Origin of the sequence: Amycolatopsis xylanica, from assembly GCF_900107045.1 — a bacterium.
In the GTDB taxonomy this organism is placed as follows: domain Bacteria; phylum Actinomycetota; class Actinomycetes; order Mycobacteriales; family Pseudonocardiaceae; genus Amycolatopsis; species Amycolatopsis xylanica.
Genome location: NZ_FNON01000001.1, coordinates 1,094,480 through 1,111,701 on the forward strand (window position 1 = coordinate 1,094,480; position 17,222 = coordinate 1,111,701).

The 17,222-nt window shown below is 68.6% G+C and carries 15 protein-coding genes; 10 read left to right on the forward strand and 5 right to left on the reverse strand.

Translation table 11 applies throughout. From position 1 onward, the window contains the following. Window positions 1–604: 604 nt before the first annotated feature. The 4 genes from BLV57_RS04810 to BLV57_RS04825 form a co-directional block, all read right to left on the reverse strand. Window positions 605–1,546: an SCO0930 family lipoprotein gene (locus BLV57_RS04810; protein ID WP_091287880.1), complete on the reverse strand. Its 942-nt coding sequence runs from the start codon at window positions 1,544–1,546 to the stop codon at window positions 605–607. 47 nt (window positions 1,547–1,593) lie between these two features. Beyond that, window positions 1,594–3,057 (reverse strand): DUF1996 domain-containing protein, encoded by a 1,464-nt coding sequence (locus tag BLV57_RS04815; protein ID WP_091287027.1) that lies wholly within the window; start codon window positions 3,055–3,057, stop codon window positions 1,594–1,596. A gap of 280 nt (window positions 3,058–3,337) precedes the next feature. Next, on the reverse strand, window positions 3,338–4,081 hold the full coding sequence (locus BLV57_RS04820; protein WP_091287030.1) for a zf-HC2 domain-containing protein: 744 nt from the start codon (window positions 4,079–4,081) through the stop codon (window positions 3,338–3,340). Window positions 4,082–4,087: 6 nt separating this feature from the next. Next, window positions 4,088–4,648: a sigma-70 family RNA polymerase sigma factor gene (locus BLV57_RS04825; protein WP_091287033.1), complete on the reverse strand. Its 561-nt coding sequence runs from the start codon at window positions 4,646–4,648 to the stop codon at window positions 4,088–4,090. 371 nt (window positions 4,649–5,019) lie between these two features. On the opposite strand from BLV57_RS04825, the gene BLV57_RS04830 reads away from it, so the two are divergent. The 6 genes from BLV57_RS04830 (at window position 5,020) to BLV57_RS04855 (ending at window position 9,566) form a co-directional block, all read left to right on the forward strand. Continuing rightward, window positions 5,020–5,436 carry a hypothetical protein gene (locus tag BLV57_RS04830; protein WP_245757153.1) on the forward strand — a complete coding sequence of 139 codons (417 nt, stop codon included), beginning with the start codon at window positions 5,020–5,022 and terminating at the stop codon, window positions 5,434–5,436. Continuing rightward, on the forward strand, window positions 5,420–6,148 hold the full coding sequence (locus tag BLV57_RS04835) for a DUF4142 domain-containing protein (protein WP_091287039.1): 729 nt from the start codon (window positions 5,420–5,422) through the stop codon (window positions 6,146–6,148). Before BLV57_RS04830 ends, BLV57_RS04835 begins: the two co-directional genes overlap by 17 nt. Then, on the forward strand, window positions 6,141–6,701 hold the full coding sequence (locus BLV57_RS04840; RefSeq protein ID WP_091287041.1) for a ferric reductase-like transmembrane domain-containing protein: 561 nt from the start codon (window positions 6,141–6,143) through the stop codon (window positions 6,699–6,701). Before BLV57_RS04835 ends, BLV57_RS04840 begins: the two co-directional genes overlap by 8 nt. After that, window positions 6,698–6,922, forward strand: coding sequence for a ferredoxin (locus tag BLV57_RS04845; protein ID WP_091287044.1), 225 nt, complete (start codon window positions 6,698–6,700; stop codon window positions 6,920–6,922). The genes BLV57_RS04840 and BLV57_RS04845 overlap by 4 nt, the downstream gene beginning before the upstream one ends. Next, window positions 6,915–8,162, forward strand: a complete 1,248-nt coding sequence (locus BLV57_RS04850; protein ID WP_091287047.1) for an NAD(P)/FAD-dependent oxidoreductase — start codon at window positions 6,915–6,917, stop codon at window positions 8,160–8,162. Before BLV57_RS04845 ends, BLV57_RS04850 begins: the two co-directional genes overlap by 8 nt. A 204-nt stretch (window positions 8,163–8,366) precedes the next feature. Beyond that, window positions 8,367–9,566 carry a styrene monooxygenase/indole monooxygenase family protein gene (locus BLV57_RS04855; RefSeq protein ID WP_091287049.1) on the forward strand — a complete coding sequence of 400 codons (1,200 nt, stop codon included), beginning with the start codon at window positions 8,367–8,369 and terminating at the stop codon, window positions 9,564–9,566. A 445-nt stretch (window positions 9,567–10,011) separates the two neighbouring features. Here the strand turns inward: BLV57_RS04855 and BLV57_RS04860 are convergent, their stop codons facing one another. Next, window positions 10,012–13,722, reverse strand: a complete 3,711-nt coding sequence (locus BLV57_RS04860; RefSeq protein ID WP_143046983.1) for an nSTAND1 domain-containing NTPase — start codon at window positions 13,720–13,722, stop codon at window positions 10,012–10,014. A gap of 381 nt (window positions 13,723–14,103) precedes the next feature. Between BLV57_RS04860 and BLV57_RS04865 the strand changes: the two genes are divergently transcribed. The 4 genes from BLV57_RS04865 to gntD all read left to right on the forward strand — a co-directional run bounded on the left by BLV57_RS04865 (window position 14,104) and on the right by gntD (window position 17,219). After that, entirely contained in the window at window positions 14,104–14,946 is an 843-nt protein-coding gene (locus tag BLV57_RS04865) for an ArsR/SmtB family transcription factor (RefSeq protein WP_091287053.1), read from the forward strand. A gap of 27 nt (window positions 14,947–14,973) precedes the next feature. Next, on the forward strand, window positions 14,974–15,186 hold the full coding sequence (locus BLV57_RS04870; protein WP_091287056.1) for an MbtH family protein: 213 nt from the start codon (window positions 14,974–14,976) through the stop codon (window positions 15,184–15,186). Continuing rightward, on the forward strand, window positions 15,183–16,106 hold the full coding sequence (locus tag BLV57_RS04875; RefSeq protein ID WP_091287058.1) for a TauD/TfdA family dioxygenase: 924 nt from the start codon (window positions 15,183–15,185) through the stop codon (window positions 16,104–16,106). Before BLV57_RS04870 ends, BLV57_RS04875 begins: the two co-directional genes overlap by 4 nt. An 84-nt stretch (window positions 16,107–16,190) precedes the next feature. After that, the gene (gntD, locus tag BLV57_RS04880) at window positions 16,191–17,219 is read left to right on the forward strand and encodes a guanitoxin biosynthesis L-enduracididine beta-hydroxylase GntD (protein ID WP_091287060.1); all 1,029 of its coding nucleotides are present in this window, start codon (window positions 16,191–16,193) and stop codon (window positions 17,217–17,219) included. Window positions 17,220–17,222 lie beyond the last annotated feature (3 nt).

A 17,222-nucleotide genomic window follows, 5' to 3' on the forward strand; every position in this document is an offset into this window, starting at 1 on the left:
GCACCGAGGGGTCGTGAGTGTTCCGGCCGGTTCTAACCGGCCGGAACACTCACGACCCCAGCCGAACAAGACAAGCAGCTTGACTGAGGGGGATTTGAGGCGTTGAACGACGCTTGGGCATGGGGGTCGTGAGTGGTATGGCCGGTTCTAACCGGCGAACACTCACGACTCCCCACTCGGCAGGCTCGCCCGACTACCCGCGTAGCCCGGATTGGGTGAGGGCCTCCCTCACCCAATCCGGGCAGTCAGGGCCTCCCTCACCCGGATATTCGGGTGAGGGAGGCCCTGACCCACTCGGGCTGGGTGAGGGAGGCCCTCACCCAGCTGCCCTGCGACACGCCATGTTTGGCCTTCCCCTCAATAACCGCCCGCAACGCGCACGAGCTCCACAGAGAAGGACGCCTTCCCCGCGCTGGCAGCGGGGAAGGCGTCCTGGAACGGCGCCGGGTGAGAAGTGAGGCGTCCTCCTACCCGGCGCCAACCGGCCCGGCGGTCTTCGGGGGGCTGGGAGAGTGAGACCGCCGAGGATGATGGTCCGGCCCGACGGGCAGGGCGCTACCCGCCGGGCCGGAGTCGGGGTGGTGGGGTGCTACCTGTCGCTACTTCAGTAACCTCCATTCCCGTCGGGGGGAGCGGGAGCGCTCGTCGCTGATTCGACGACGGCCGGCTTCTTGTCGGCCGCGACCTTGCACCCGTTCGGCTCGATCGCGTACCAGGTGTTCCCGACCGTGTGGCCGTTGGCCTGACCGGGCGCGGTGTCCTTGGAGTAGCGGTAGACCGGCCAGTCGCCGATCATCACCTGCTCGGTTCCGTCGGACCGCTTCACCTTGCCGATGAGCTTCGGGTCGACCCCGTTGATCTTCACCTCGCCCTGGGAAAGCAGCGGGGGCCATGTCTTCGCGCAGGCGTCTTCACAGGTCGCCTTGCGCGGCGGCTTGGCGCCGTCCTTGGTGAACAGGTACAGCGTCATGCCGTTCTGGTCGGTCATCACCTGGCCGAGCCCGGCGACCTCCGCGGCGTTGAGCGCGGTGGCGGCCTCCTCGGACTTCTTCTCGCCGCTCTTGACGGCCTTGCCGCCCGCGGGAGTCACCGCGCTCCACACACCGTCCTTGCCCTGGCCGGTCGCCTGGCCTGGCGCGGTGTCCTTGGAGAACCGGTAAATCGGCCAGCCGTTGACGGTCACCTGCTTCGTGCCGTCGGTGCGGGTCACCGTGCCGACCATCTTCTCGTCGACGCCGGTCAGCTGTGGCGCGCCGTCGGCGAGCAGCGGCGGCCAGGCGGTGGCGCAGGCATTGTCGCAATTGGACTTCGGTGGTTTCGAGGTGTCCTTGTCGAAGCGGTACAAGGTCTTCCCGGTCTGATCGGTGAGCACCTGGCCCACCCCTTCGACCTCGGTGGCGACCAGCTTCGGCTGTTCGATGGCGGCCTGCGGCTTGATCTGCACGGCCGCGGGCGGTGCGTCGTCGGCCGTGGTGCCGCAGGCGGACAGCGCGCCGAGACCGGACACCGCGAGCAGGGCCGTGACCGCGACACTCTTACGGGGCATGGGAAACTTCTCCTTCTTCGGTGACGTCCAGGTGATCCGGCAGGCCGTCATTCCCGGCACGTCCGGCCCTTGTTGAGGCAGTTCACGACCCGGCTCATGATGCACTGGGACATCACGTTGGCGAAGTCGTCGTGGTCGGACGCCGGGTTGTGCTTCTCCTCGGGGAAAGCGTCCACTTTGTACTGACCGGCGAGCTGGATGGCTCGGGGGATGTTGTAGGTGAGGCTGACGCGCAGCTGGGGGACCGCCGAGAAACCGTTGCCGCACTTGCCATTGGCGTCGGGGAAGACGATGTGGGTGCGGTGGTTCGCGCTGTCGATGTTCTTGCCGTCCCAGCAGCTCGGGAAGGTGTGGATCCGCTTGACCTTGCTGCCATCCGGGCAGATCGGGTACTTGTCGATCAGGCGGTCCTCGAACCCCGTGCAGGTCCAGCTGACCCTGGCGTTCTTGGGCCCGTTGGTGGTGACCTTGGCGTCACCGTAGAGGACGCGCAGGAACTTCGGCATGGCACGGACCTTGCCCGCGGTGCTGCCCTGGAAGGTCAGCTCCACGTTCGCGGGCCGCTGGATCACGCCGTCGTTGCCGGGCAGTTCGTTGTCGGGGTTCGCGGGCGGGAGCTTCGCCGCGGCGTCGGCGCCTTGGCTGTTCTCGTCGCCGTTGTCGATGCCGTTCTTGCCCTTCTTCTTGTCCTTCACCGCACAGTCCTTGAGGTCGGCCGGGTCGAGCTCGGCCTTCCCGCCGTTCTTGGCGATGGTGTCGTTGATCTTCTTGATCGACGCGTCCCGCTTGTCCTTCAACGGATCGAGGACCGCTTTCTCGGCGGAGCCGTTGGCACCGCCGGCTTCGGCGGCCGCCATGTCCTTGTCCGCCTGTGCGGATTGGGCGTCGAGTGCGTCGAGCTCACGGCCCACCTCCTGCTCGGCCGCCGCGGGCACCTCTTCCGGCAGCTGGCTGGCCACGTCGGGGCATTCGACGCGGGCCACCTCGTCGGCCTTCTTCGCCTGTTCCCTTTGCGGGTCCGGGTTCTGCGCCTTGGGATTGTCCTTTTTGGCCTCTTCCTCGTCCCCGGTGTCGATGCGGACAACCGGCCAGAAGTAGGCGGACTTGTCCCCGTTGCGGCAGGTGGTGCCCGCTGCCTGCAGGCTCTTGTTGTTGGAATCCGCGTTGGTGGACAGGTTTCCGACGTAGTCGTGCAGGTGCTGGGCACCGTTGCGGACACCGGGCTGTGCGATGAAGTTGTCGGGGTTGAAGTGCCCGTTCTCGTTCTTCCCGCAGTTGACGGTGAAGGTGCCCTTCGAAGCACCCCGGCCTGGCTGCGGCTTGGCGACGTTCGGCTTGACGGTGGTGATGTCCACGAACAGGGACTTGTCGGCACCGTCTGCCTTCGCCTCGCCGGGTGAACCGGCGGTGACATTCACGACCAGCGCGCCCGCCGCGATCGCCAGTGCGAAAACACCGGTGGCGATCTTCGTCCTGCGGGCAATGCGATGTCGCCCTTCGTTTCGGGCCATTGACTGTTCACCTCGTTCGGCTTCCGGGCAGGGGGCATGACGGCGCCGCCCGGGAATGAGCTAACGGATGGTTCGTAACCTGGGAATCCGGACCGTGGCCGGGAAAGCGGCGGTTCCGGTTGCCATTTTGGTGTGGCATAGATGGATACGGCGGCCGACCATGATCGGTTTAAAACGCGACCCGCCCGTTATCGTTCCGTTATCTGCGCTGGATGCGGTCGCACAAAAGCCCCGTTTGTCACCCGCACAGTGACAAACGGGGCTTTTGTGTGAACGAGTGCTAGGTGGAGATGCTCGCCAGCAGCTGGCCGTTCTCGCCGCGGATCTCGAACCGCTCGATCTCGCCGGGGCTCAGCGCGGTGCTCCCGGTGACCCGCAGCGGGTCGGGGGAGCCGTCGACGCCGTAGCCCTTGACCGGCACGGTCCAGGTGGTCACCACCCACGGCGCGCCGCCGCTGCGTGCGATCGCCAGCAGCTGGCAGCGCTTCGGGCCGACGATGCCGCGGAGTTCGAGGTCGACCGTGCTGCCCCACTCGCGGCCCTGCACGACGACCTCGGCGCCCACCGCGCTGCCCGCGTCCGACCAGCCGAACGAGCTCGACCCGCTGCCGGGCGCCGGGGGCTTGGCCGAACTCGGCGCCGCCGGCGGCGACTCGATGGGCGCGACCAGCGTCGTGCCGTCGACCGAGGAGGGGGTGAAGAAGGTCAGCGTGACCACAGGGCCCGCGATGATGAGCGCGACGGCGGCCGCGACCGCCAACTGGCGGCTGCGCCGTCTTTTGCGGCGGGTCGCCGCGGCCTCCTCGAGCAGCGCGCCCAGCACTCTCGGGGCGGGCTCCGGTACCGGCGGGCGCGGCCAGGTGGCCTTGACCCGGTCCAGCACATCGGGGAGATGATGCAGCTCGAGCAGGTCGAGCTGGCAGTTCGGGCAATCCAGCAGGTGCTCTTCGAACGCCGCGTTCTCCTTCTCGGAGAGCAGGCCGAGAACGTAAGCGGCGACGTCGGTATGGGTGGTCCCGCCCACCTCAGCTCACCCCCGTTCCTGCAAAGCGCGGCGCAAGGCCCGTACGGCGTGATAGATCCGAGACTTGACCGTACCCGGAGGGACACCAAGTGTCGCGGCCACTTCGTTCACGGTTCGGTCACGCAGGTACGTCTGCTGGAGTGCCTCCCGGTGCTCCGGGGACAGGTTGCGCAAGGCGTCGTAGACCACTAACGCGGCGAGTGTCTTCTCCGACTCGTCCGGAACGCCGATGGTGTCCGCGTCGGCCTCCTCGACTTCCTGCGGGCGCGCGCGGCGGCTGCGCCAGCCGTCGATCACGATGCGCCTGGCGACGGTGAACAGCCACGCGCGGAGCATTTCCGGCTGGCGGTCCAATTTGTCGGCGTTGCGCCACGCCTTGATCAAAGTCTCCTGCACGACGTCCTCGGCCCACTGACGGTCATGTCCGGTTAAACCGAGAGTGAAGGCCATCAGCGGTCCGCCGAACTCGGCGTACAACGCTTTTGCCAGGTCATCATGGACGCCGGAAACGGCGCCATGATCGACAGTGTCGACGACGGGCTGCAGAGTTCGGCTGTGGCGTCCCACGGAACGACATCCTTACGGCGGCGGGGTTGCGCGTCTAGTGGCAAAACAGGCTGAATGTTTTTTGAACCGTGTCGGGACTGTGACCGTATCCCCGTCCGAAGGCCCCCGACAAGCGTTGTTCCCCCGCGACGCCGAAAAAAATCCACTATGGACCCTGACTGTCCAAAGTGGATCAAACGCGCCGTTTTCCCGGTGCGTCGTCGTGCTTCCCCGGACCCCGACAGGAGGAAGTCATGAAACTCCGCTCCACCGTGTCGCTCGCGGCGTGTTTCGCCGCACTGACACTTGCCACGGCGTGCGGTGCCACCGGATCTTCCGGAGCTTCGAACACCTACAACCCAGGAACAGGCGCAGGTCACGGCGGTATGCAGATGCCGAAGGCCGACCCGAACGAGAAGCCCGCCATCCACGCGGTGCGGGCGTTCGACCTGGGCACGCTGGTGGTCGACACCGAGGGGCTCACGCTCTACCGGTCCGACAAGGACACCGCGAGCCCGCCGAAATCCAACTGCCAGGGCAATTGCGCCCAGGTGTGGATTCCGGCGCGCGCGAACGACGACCTCGACGTCACCGGAATGGACAAAGCGCTGATAGGTCGGGTGACGAGGACTGACGGTAGTGACCAGTTGACGCTCGCGGGCTGGCCGCTTTACCGGTACGTCAAGGACGAGATGCCGGGCGAGACCGGCGGGATGGGCGCCGACCAGGTCTGGTACCCGATCGCGCCGGACGGCAAGAAGATCACGACCACGGTGGATGCGCGGCAGGCCAATGCGCTCGGTTTCTGAACGTCTTCGCGCCGCGGCGGTGCTGCTGGTCCTGCTGGTACTCGGCCAGTTCGCCCTCGCCGCGATCGCGGGCGCCCAGCAAGCCCAGCCCGTCACCTCGACGGACGAGACGCTGATCGTGAAGGTGCGCCTGGCCGGACTGTGGGAGATGCCCGCAGGCAACTGGGCGCGTACCCGCGGCGCGAGCCCGCGCGTCAAAGAGGTCGGCATGTCCATCATGGTCGACCACGGCAGGCTCGACGTGCAGGATCGCGCGCTGGCCGCCGAGCTGGGCATCGGCCTGCCCGACCGGCCGACCGCCGAGCAGCAGGGCTGGCTCGACGAGATGCAGAACGCGCGCACGCCCGCCGAATTCGACCGGATCTTCGTGAACCGGTTGCGCGCGGCGCACGGCGTGATCTTCAGCGCGATCGCGCAGATCCGGGCTGGCACCCGGAACGACCGCATCCGCGCGTTCGCCACCACGGCGAACCAGGCGGTTTTGCGGCACATCACGCTGCTGGAGAGCACCGGGCTGGCCGAATTCGACGCGCTCCCGCAGCCGCAGCTGAGTTCGGTGCCCGCGAGCGCCGCGCTCGACCTCAAGGCCACCGACATCATCACCGTGGTCGTGCTGGCCTTGCTGCTGGGCGGCGCCACCGTGCTGCTGCTCTGGCTGATCCGCAACTCACGGACCCGCCTCAAACTTCGACCGGGAGAACTGAATGAGTGACGGCGTCCGGTCCATCGCGCAGATGTCCGCGCGACTGGCCTACGCGTTCATGTGCTTGACCTTGTGCTGGGGCGTGCTCACCGCGACCGGGTGGGTCCGCAATGTCACCGGCCGCAAGGCGTTGCGCGGCGGACATCTCGCGCTCGCGGTGCTGACCTTGTCGTTCGGCGTGGTGCACGCGCTGAGCTTCCTGTTCCTGTCCACCGGCGCGTTCACGCTGCCGATGCTGACCGTGCCGCTGCTGCCGGGGACCATGGCGCGCCACACGATCGGGATCATCGGCCTCGAGCTGATGCTGGCCATCGCGATCACCGCCGGCCTGCACCGGTTCACCTCGTACCGTCGCTGGCTGTGGTTGCACCGAACGGCCTATCCGGCCGTGGCGCTGACCGCGTTGCATTCGCTGCTCGGCGCGATCGCGAACGGCAACATCGCGATCCTGTGGCTGGGCGGCATCACCCTGCTCGTGCCGACGGTGACGTTGGCAGTACTGAGGTTCCTGCCGGTGCGCACCCTCGAGCGCATGGGCCTGGTGGAGGAGCAAGTCGCATGAAATTAACCTTGCGTGCCGGACCGCGGGTCAGTGTCGACAACGACCGCTGCGAGCTCTACGGCATTTGCCAGTACGAAGCACCCGACATCTTCCAGCTCGGCCGCGACGGCCGGCTGCGGTTCCGCCGCCAGCTGACCGAGACCGACGTCGAGCCGGTGATCGCCGCGGCCCGCTGCTGCCCGATGCAGGCCGTCAGAGTGAAAGGCCTGGCCGATGAGTGACGGCGACCGGATCGTCATCGTCGGCGCGGGGGTCGCGGGCCTGCGCGCCGCGGAACGGCTACGGGAGCTCAACTTCGACGGCGAGATCGTGATCGTCGGCGACGAGCCCCGCCGCCCGTACCACCGCCCGATGGTGTCGAAACAGCTCATCATCGGCGCGGCCCGCCCGATCGACGTGTCCTTGCAGGCTTACCGTGACATCGATGTCCGCTGGCGCCTGGGCACCAGGGCCACGCATCTCGACTGCGCCGAGCGCACCGTGTACCTGCCCGGCGGCGAGTCGCTCTGGTACGACGGCCTGATCGTCGCGACCGGCTCGTATCCCCGCCACCTGCCGGGCGCGCCCCGGCACGACCCCCGGGTACGGATCCTTCGCACGGTCGACGACGCCATGGCCGTCAAGCGCGCGCTCGGCGTCTCCACCAAGCCCGCGGTGGTGATCGGCAGCGGCCTCATCGGCTGCGAGTTCGCCGCGAGCATGCGCCAGATGGGCCGCGACGTGACGCTGGTCGGGCATTCCGACGCGCCGTTGCACCGGTTCGGGCCGATGATCTCGGAGTCGGTGACGAAACTGCAGCAGAACCATCGTGCGCGGCTGGCGATGAACAGCTCGGTGCGGCACTGGATCAGCACCAAGGACACGGTCGGCATGCATCTGACCAACAACAAGCTGATCGTGGCGAGCTGCGTCATACTGGCGATCGGCAGCGTGCCCGCGGTCGACTGGATGCGCAATTCCGGCCTCGACCTGTCCGACGGTGTCCTCTGCGAGGCGAACCTGTTCGCCGCGAACGCCCAGGACGTCGTGGTGGCGGGTGACGTGGCCCGCTGGCCCAACCTCCGCTTCGACGAGGAACCCCGCCGCGTCGAGCACTGGATCAACGCGGTCGAGTCCGCCCGCGCCGCCGCGGAGAACCTGCTGGCGGGCCGCGCGGCCGCCAAGCCGTTCACCCCGCTGCCCCGTGCCTGGTCGACGCTGTACGACGTCCGCCTGCAGATGGTCGGCATGCCCTCGCTCGGCGAAGACACGGTCCGCCTCGCCGACGGCCTCACCGGCTTCGTCAGGGCGGGCAGGCTGGTCGGCCTCGCGGGCTGGGACATTCCCCGCACCATGCTCCACTGGACGGCCGAGCTCGACCGCCGTCTGCCCGCTCCCACCTCGGTCGGCGCGCCCGCCGAACCGGTCGCGGAGCCCGCACCCGTCTGGCAGCGGGTCGCGGAAACCCTCAGCGCGGTCTGAGGCCCCAGAACCGGCGCGCGACCGGCCCACTCGCGCGTTTCCGGCGTGCGGGCCGTATTCGGGAAACTGTGGACATCCCGAATACGGCCCGCACGGCTTTCCCTTTCGGGCAGCGAATACCGCCCTTGAATGCGCCCGAAGTCATTGTTCGGCGGCGTGCCCTCCGGTCCACAGTTGCGGGCAACCGCCGGAGGGAGAAAAGCAATGCGCCGCATCGGCATCATCGGGGCCGGACAGGCAGGCTTGCTGCTGGCGCTCGGCCTGCAGCAACAGGGCTACGAGATCACGGTCATCACCGACCGCGACGCCCCGGCGATCCTCGGCGGCCGCGTCCTGTCCAACCAATGCGTGTTCGAGCCCGCGCTGCGCCACGAACGCGCGCTCGGCGTCAACTTCTGGGACGACATCGTCCCCTCGATCGGTGGCGTCGCCTTCACTTCGGGCCCGATCACCTGGAAGACCCCGCTCGATCATCCGGCGCAGTCCGTCGACCAGCGCCTGAAGATGTCGGACTGGCTGGCCGAGTTCGCCGACCTGGGCGGTGAAGTCAGGCTCCACAAGGTCACCCCCGACGACCTCGAGTCCTACGCGCGCGAGTTCGACCTGGTACTCGTCGCGGCGGGCCGCGGGCCCCAGTTCGACTCGCTTTTCGCGCGGGACGACCGTTTCTCGCCGTACTCGGAGCCCCAGCGGGCGATCTCGATGATGTATGTCAGCGGTATTTCGGACCGGGTTTTCCCGGGCGTTGACTTCAGCCTGGGTCCGGAGGGCGAGTACTTCGCGCTCCCGGTTCTCACGGCTCGCGGCCCAGCCTACGGGATGTACTTCTCGGGGATCCCCGGCGGCCCACTGGATTGCTGGGACGGCGTCACCGACATCGACCAGCACTTCGAGATCGCCGCACGCCTGCTCGCCGAGTTCTTCCCGTGGGCCAAGGAGATACTGGACCACGCGGCGCCGAACGGCCCGCTCGATCACCTCCACGGCCGCATCACTCCGATCGTGCGCGACCCCATCGGCCGGCTCCCGTCGGGCGCGCTGGTGCTCGCGATGGGCGACGCCGCGGTCACCAACGACCCGATCGCGGGCCAAGGCGCGAACCTGGCCGCCCACTGCGCCGCCGCCTACCAGGCCCGGATCCTCGAACAGGGCGACGCACCCTTCGACGAGGCGTTCATGCGGCGCGGCTTCGCCGACTTCTGGCCGCTGGCGCGGGTGACGACGCGGTTCAGCAACGACCTGCTCGCGCCGCCGCCCCCGCACGTGCTGGCGACCCTGGAGACCGCGCAGTCGGTGCCCGCGGTGGCGCACCGGTTCGCCCAGCTCTTCAACGACCCGTCGGACTACGAGGGCTGGCTGACCGACGAAGCCGAGTCCCTGCGCTACCTGAAGTCCTTCGCATGACCAGGGTCGTGAGTGCTGCGGCCGGTTCTAACCGGCCGGAACACTCACGACCCCCTCGCCCACCCGGCATAAAGCGGGCTTTATCCCGCCCCCGACCGTGCAACACGAGGTGCCCGAGTGTGGGACACGAGGTGCCGGAGCGTGGAACACGAGGTGCCCGAGTGTGGGACACGAGGTGCCGGAGCGTGGAACACGCGGTGCCCGAGTGTGGGACACGCGGTGCGCCGTGTCGACCACTCGGGTATCTCGTGTCGACCAGTCCGGTAGCTCGTGTCCCACGCTGCGGTAGGGCGTGTTGACCAGTCCTGTATCCCGACTTGCACGGTGGGTGGGGCCGGGATAAAGCGGGCTTTATGCCGGGCCTTGGGTTGCCTTGCCGCTCGGGGTCGTGAGTGGTATGGCCGGTTAGAACCGGCCGGAACACTCACGACCCCGGCGCGAGAGGCTAGCCGGTGGCGTCGCCGAGGAAGAGGCGGCGTTCGGCCGGGGTGAGTTCGCGGGTGGTCCGCGCGTCGGCGAGGGACCGGACGAGGTCGAGGGAGTCGCAGGCTTCGCAGTGCCAGACGCGGATGGTGCCGTCGCCGTTGGCGGTGACCAGCTGGCGGCTGTCGGGGGCGAAGGCGAGCAGGTTGACCGGGGCGCCGAAACCACGGGCCGCGAAGGACGAGTGGTTGCCTTCGTCGCCCCAGATCCGGATGGTGCCGTCGTCGCCGGTGCTGGCGATCCAGTTCTCGTCGGGGCTGAAGGCCACGCTCCACACGGGGCCGCCTTGGTGACCGCGCAATACCAACGGCGCTCCGGCGCCGTCGGCGCTCCAGATGCGGACCGTGCCGTCGTTGCCGCCGCTGGCGATCCACTTGCCGTCGGGGGAGAAGGCGACGCTCCAGACCATGCCGCGCTCGTGGCCGCGCAGAACCATCGGGACGCCGGTGGCGTCGGTGTTCCAGATGCGGACCGTGCCGTCGTACCCGGCGCTGGCGATGCGCTTGCCATCAGGACTGACCGCCACGTTGCGGACGCCGCCTTCGTGGCCGCGCAACAACAACGGCGTGCCTGAGCCATCGGTGGACCAGACGCGCACGATGCCGTCGTTGCCGCCGGTGATGACGTGGCGGCCGTCGGGGGTGAAGGCGACGGTCCAGACGAGGCCTCGGTCGTCGGCGGTGCGGACGACCGGCGCGCCGGGTTGGTCGAGGGGCCAAATCCGGAGTGTGCCGTCTTCGCCCGCGCTGGCGACGCGCTTGCCGTCGGGGGAGAAGGCCGTGGCGAGCACGGCTTTGGTGTGGCCCTTGAGGTTGAGGGGATCGCGGCCGTCGGACGGCCAGACGCGGACGATGCCGTCGTCGCCGCCGCTGACGATGCGCCTGCCGTCGGGGCTGACCGCGACGCTCCAGACGGCGCCTTCGTGACCGTGGAGCACCTGCGGGGCGCCGAGGCCGGTCGGGTCGGAGATGCGGACCGTGCCGTCCATGCTGGCGCTGGCGAGTTCCTGGCCGTCCGGGCTGAACGCGATGCCGGGCACCGAACCCTTGTGACCGGGCAGCACCAGCGGGTCGGTGCTGGCGGTGGTGTCCCAGATGCGGACCGAACCGTCGCCTCCCGCGCTGGCGATGCGCTGGCCGTCGGGGCTGAAGTCGACCGCGTCGACCGTGCCGTTGTTGCCGCGGAGCACCACCGGGTCCTTGCCGGGGTTCTGCCAGAGGCGGACCGTGCCGTCGGTGCTGCCGCTGGCGATCTGCTTGCCGTCGGGGCTGAAGGCGACGGCGCCGACCGTGTTGCCGTGCCCGCGCAGGATGACCGGTTCGGTTTCGGTGGCCGGGTCCCAGATGCGGACGGTCGCGTCGCTGCCGCCGGTGGCGAGCGCGGTGCCGTCGGGGCTGAAGGCGAGCGCGAGCGCGCGGGTGTGGCCGCGCAGCACGCGGGCTTCAGTGCCGGTGGCGAGATTCCAGAGGCGGGCCGTGCCGTCGTTGTGCGCGCTGGCGAGTTGCTTGCCGTCCGGGCTGAATCGCACGGCCCACGTGGTGCCCGCGGGCCCGCGAAGCACGCGAGGCTCGCCACCCGCTGCGACGTCCCAGATGAGGATCGCGCCGTCGTTGGCGGCCGCGGCGACCGAGCGGCTGTCGGGGCTGAACACGGGGGTGCGCAACGGGCCGTTGTGCCCGGACAGGAGGCGAGGGGTGCTGCCGGGCATGCTGTGGCCGGTGCGTTCCCAAAGCCGGACGGTGCCGTCTTCGCCACTGGTGGCTTCGAGGCGGCCGTCGGCGCTGTAGGCGATGCCGTAGGTCGGGCCGTGGCCGGTGGGGAGCACGGCGCGGACCTTCGTGTCGACGATCGCCTGGCGCAACGCGGTCGCGGCCTCTTCGGTCGGCGCGGCGTCGACGGCCTTCTTGGCGAGCAGGAGCCCGAGTTCGGGGTCGATCTGGAGCTGGACGCGGGCGGCAGCGGCGAGCTGGCGTGAGTAGGCCGAGTCCTTGCCCGCGTTGGCGCGGTCGGCGCGCATCAACGCCATGCCGGCCAGCGTCGCCAGCATGAGCACGACCGTGGCCGCGGCGCCGCAGGTGATGCTGGTGATGCGCAGGCGCCGGCGGCGGGCCGCGCGTTCACGGGCGACGGTCGCGCGGCCTTCGCTGAGGAAGGCGAGCTCGAGGTCGTTGAGGCGGTCGGCAGGGAAGTCGTGATACGACGCCAGGCGGGTGCCGCGGTAGAGGAAACCGTCGTCGCGGCCGTGCTTGTCCCACTCGGCGGCGGCTTCGGTGAGTTTGCGGTGCTGGCGCAGCAGTTCGCGGTCTTCGGCCAGCCAGGTGCGCAGCAGCGGCCAGTTCCGGATGAGCGCCTCGTGCGCGATGGTTACGTTGTCCTCGTCGATCGAGATCAGCCTGGCCTGCGCGAGCTGCTCCAGCACCCGGGCGATCGCGACGCCGTTGGGGTTGTCGAGCAGCTCGCCATGCCGGGCGCGGCGGCGGGTGTAGTCCGCGCCGTCGGTCAGCGAGGTCAGCCTGAGTAGCAGCTGTTTGGCGAGCTTCTGGCCGTCGGCGTCCAGCGCGCCGAACGCGCGGTCGGCCGTGCGGGCGAGCGCGCCCCGCACCCCGCCGGTGTCGCGGTAGGCGGCGACGCTGAGGATCCGGCCGCGGCGGCGGGACCAGGTCTCGCGCAGTGCGTGCGACACCAGCGGCAACGCGCCCGGCTGGTCGGCCGCGTCCGCGAGCACCGCCTCGACGAGCGCCTGCTCGACCTTGAGGCCGGCGATCGAGGCTGGTTCGAGTATCACCGAGCGCAGGTCTTCCTCGGCCATCGGCCCGACGAGCAATTGCCGGTCGCGTAACGCCGCGACCAGCGGCGGATGCTCGGCGCAGTGCGCGTAAAAGTCGGCACGCACGCCGAGAACCACCCGAATACGTCCGTCTCTCTCGTCGACCGCGTCCAGCAGAGTACTGATGAATTCGTCACGTTCCCGTCGATCGCGACACAATGTGAAGACTTCTTCGAACTGGTCGACTATGATGAGCAGTCCGGTTTGCGCGGATTTTCCCTCCAGTATGTCTCTGATACGAGAACCGGTGACGGGCGCGCCCTGTGACTCCGTCAACTTGGCGAAGAGTTCGGCCGCCGGATACTCACCGGGAGTGATCACCACGGGCAGCCAATGGCGTCCGTCGCCACTGTGGTCATTCTGTAAAGCGGGAATGAGCCCGGCTCGCAAAAGCGAGCTCTTGCCGATTCCGGATGGGCCGAATACAGCGAGAAAAGGCGATTCGGTCAGTCTTTTGCACAGCTCGTCGATCAATTTGCCCCTGCCGAAGAAACGCTCGGCGTCCGCGCTCTGGAACGTCGCGAGCCCCAGGTAGGGGGCGAGGTCGGTCTTGTCCGTCCGTTCTGGACTGTCCTTGACGCCGAGCTGGGCCTCCAGTGCGCGCCACCGTTCGGCCCACACCGAATCGTCGCCACCGCAAGCACGAACGTAGGCCAGCGTCACCGCGAGCGTCGGGAGCGCGTCGCCGCCCGCTGCCTCGGACAACACGGTGACCGAGTAGTGCGAACGCCGGGCGAGTTCCCGGTAGCTGGGTCTTCTGGCGGTCTCCCGTAATTGCCTTAACTCGACCGCGAATGCCTGCAGTGGGCCCGCGGTGGGATCGATGGCGCGCTCAGGCCGTCCCACGTCGTCCTTCCCCAGATGGCGAACAGTTCCCCAGAACCCGTGTTACACGACTGTTGCTCAAGGTATCGAGCCGATGGGGCGAATGCCACCGAACGGCCCAAGAATAGGGGTCCGTTCGGCCGCGTTTTGTCCGGGGCATTGTTTGTCCGGACGCCGGTGCGCGCCCCGGACAACTCCCCGGCTGCTAGACCGGGTAGCGGCGCACCGGGCTTTGGGGGCTCGGCGCCGGCGGCTTCGCCGGTGTCACTGCGCCGCGAGGCGGCGGTGAATTCCCGCTTTCCGTGTACACCGTGTTCTCCAGGAGTGCCGTCCTGGGCCGGGAACACACAATTGTATGCGGTGGGCTTTCACGGCGGCCTTGGACAACAAAATGAGGCCTGAATGTTAAGAATCCATTTCACCGTGGAGGATTTGGCGCGATTACGCATGGTCGCGGGGCTGGGCCCGGTCGCGGAGAGTGTCTTCGCGCTCGACCAGTTCGGCCGGTCCAGCAGCGTGCCGTTCCTCCGGTGGCGTCGCCAGGTGCGGGGCACACTCGGTGCGGCGAAGGACACCCCGCCGCTGGACGAGCTGCTGTCGCTGCTGGAGCAAGACAGCGATGACCGGCTGGCCGCGAGCGTGTTCGAGTTCTGTTCCGCCGCGGTGATCCCGTACTGGGACCAGGTGCGCGCCCATCTCGAGTCGGTCCGCGACGCGCTCGGCCGGGTCGCGATCACCAACGGTGTCGAAGGCCTGCTCAGCGCGCTGCACCCCAAACTGAACTGGGTCGCGCCGGTGCTGGAGATCCCCAGCGAGACCGACCGCGACATCCAGCTCGACGGCCGCGGCCTGCTGCTGTCCCCGTCGGTGTTCCTGTTCGGCCGCACCTCGGTGGTGCTGGAATCCGAGCGGACGACCGGTATCCCCGCGCTGGTGTTCTCCGTTCCCGTCACCGGGGATCTCCTGCGCGCGGAGGATCGAGGCGATCACGCGCTCGAGGCGCTGGTCGGGCACACCAGGGCCGCCGCGCTGCAGGCGCTCACCGAGAGCTGCACGACCGGTGAGCTGTCCCAGCGCCTCGGCATCTCGCTGGCCGGCGCCAGCAAGCACGCGACCGTGCTGCGCAAGGCCGGGCTGGTGATGACCGCACGCAGCCGCAACTCGGTGCTGCACTCGCTCACCGGGCTCGGCGTGGCGCTGCTGCAGAGCCGAGGGCCGCGCGTGCGCCAGCCCGAAGTCGTCTGAAAATCCCCTTCCCGAAAGGAACGCATCATGAGCACCAATCCGTTCGAAGACCCCGACGCCACCTACCTGGTGCTGGTCAACGACGAGGGCCAGCACTCGCTCTGGCCGTCGTTCGCGCCGGTTCCCGAGGGCTGGACGGTCGCGCTGGCCGAGACGGACCGCCAGTCCGCGCTCGACCACATCACCGCCAACTGGACGGACCTGCGCCCGAAGAGCCTGATCGAGGCGATGAACGCATGAGCGGGCTGCCACTGGTCATCGAGGGTGGCGGCGCGTCGATCCACGACCGGATCCAGCTCGACCGCCCGGACATCCGCAAGGCGCTCACCGAGCATGGCGCCGTGCTCTTCCGCGGCTTCGACGTCGGCGGGGTCGAAGGCCTGGACCAGGCCGTGCGCGAGCTCTCCGGCGCGCCGCTGACCTACTCCGAGCGCTCGACCCCGCGCAGCCGGATCAGCGGCAACGTCTACACCTCGACGGACTACCCGCCGCAGGAGGAGATCTTCGCCCACAACGAGAACTCCTACCAGGCCGTGTGGCCGTTGACGCTGTACTTCTACTGCATCGAGCCGCCGCTGACCCAGGGCGCGACCCCGCTCTCGTCGACCCGCGCGGTCTACGAGTCCATCGACCGGGACATCCGCGCCGAGTTCGAGCGCCGCAAGTGGATGATCGTGCGCAACTACAGCGACGAGCTGGGCCTGCCGTGGAGCGAGGCGTTCAACACCGAGGACCGCGACGAGGTCAACGCCTACTGCGCGCGCAACGGCATCGAGACCGAATGGCTCGACGAGACCAGGTTGCGGACCCGAGCCGTGCGCGAGCCGTCGCACGACCACCCGGTGACCGGTGCGCGGGTCTGGTTCAACCACGCCACGTTCTTCCACGTCAGCACGCTGCCCGAGGAGATCCGGCTCGGCCTGCTCGAGATGTGCGGCGAGGAGAACCTGCCGAACAACACCTACTACGGCGACGGCGAGCCGATCCCGGACGAGGTCGTCGAGCACCTGCGCTCGTGCTACCGCGCCGCGTCCACCCGGTTCGACTACCAGCGCGATGACCTGCTGGTCGTCGACAACATGCTCTCGACCCACGCCCGCGAGCCGTTCACCGGGCCGCGCCGGATCGCCGTCGCGATGGCCGAACCGTCGAACGCCTGACCGGGCCTTTTCGCTGGAGCGTCAAAGGCGTAGAGCCCCGCGCCCGCTTCGGCCAGGCTCTTTGGAGCTAAGAAAGGAAAGCACGTGCAACGCCTGAACCTGTCAGCCGAGGACGTCGACGCGATCTGGACGATCGTCGACGAGCTCGCAGGCCGCTACGACACCGTCGAGTCCGCCGAGTTCCAGGCGGAGGCCCGCGTCTTCGCCGACGAGCTGCCGCGCGGGGTGCGCCGCGCGCTCAACGACTTCCGGCTCACCGAACCGACCGGCGTCTTCGTGGTGTCCGGCCTGCCGGTCGACGACGCCGACCTCGGGCCGACCCCGAAGCACTGGAAGGACAAGCCCGCGCAGGTCCCGACCCTGCGCTACGACATCGCGTTCTTCCTGATCTCGCATCTGCTGGGCGAGCCGATCGGCTGGGCCACCCAGCAGGACGGCCGGATCATGCACGACATCTTCCCGATCAAGGAGCACTCGGGCGAGCAGATCGGCTGGGGGAGCGACGAGCTGCTCACCTGGCACACCGAGGACGCGTTCCACCCGCTGCGCACCGACTACCTCGCGCTGATGTGCCTGCGCAACCCGGACGACGTCGAGACCACGGCAGCCGACATCGCGGACGTGCGGATCGACGACGACCTCAAGAAGGCGTTGTCCGAGGAGCGGTACTTCATCCTCCCCGACAACTCGCACCGCCCGGAGAACGCGGTCGAATCGTCCACAGAGGACGCTCAGATCGCGCAGCTCAAGCTGCGCAGCCGTCAGCGCGTCGAGAAGGCGCTGAACGAGCCGGAGCCGGTGGCAGTGCTCTTCGGCTCGCCGGACGACCCGTACCTCGTCTGCGACCCGTTCTACATGCAGGACGTGCAGGGCGAGGAAGAGCAGAAGGTGCTCGACAAGTTCTTCGCGGCCGTCGACGCCGCGATGGGCGGGGTCGTGCTGAAGCCGGGCGAAATCCTCTTCATCGACAACTACCGCGTGGTGCACGGCCGCAAGCCGTTCCGCGCCCGGTTCGACGGCACCGACCGGTGGCTGCGACGGCTGAACATCGCGCGCGATGTGCGCAAGTCGCGGGAATTCCGGCTGAGCGCGGACAACCGCGTCATCTACTGAGCT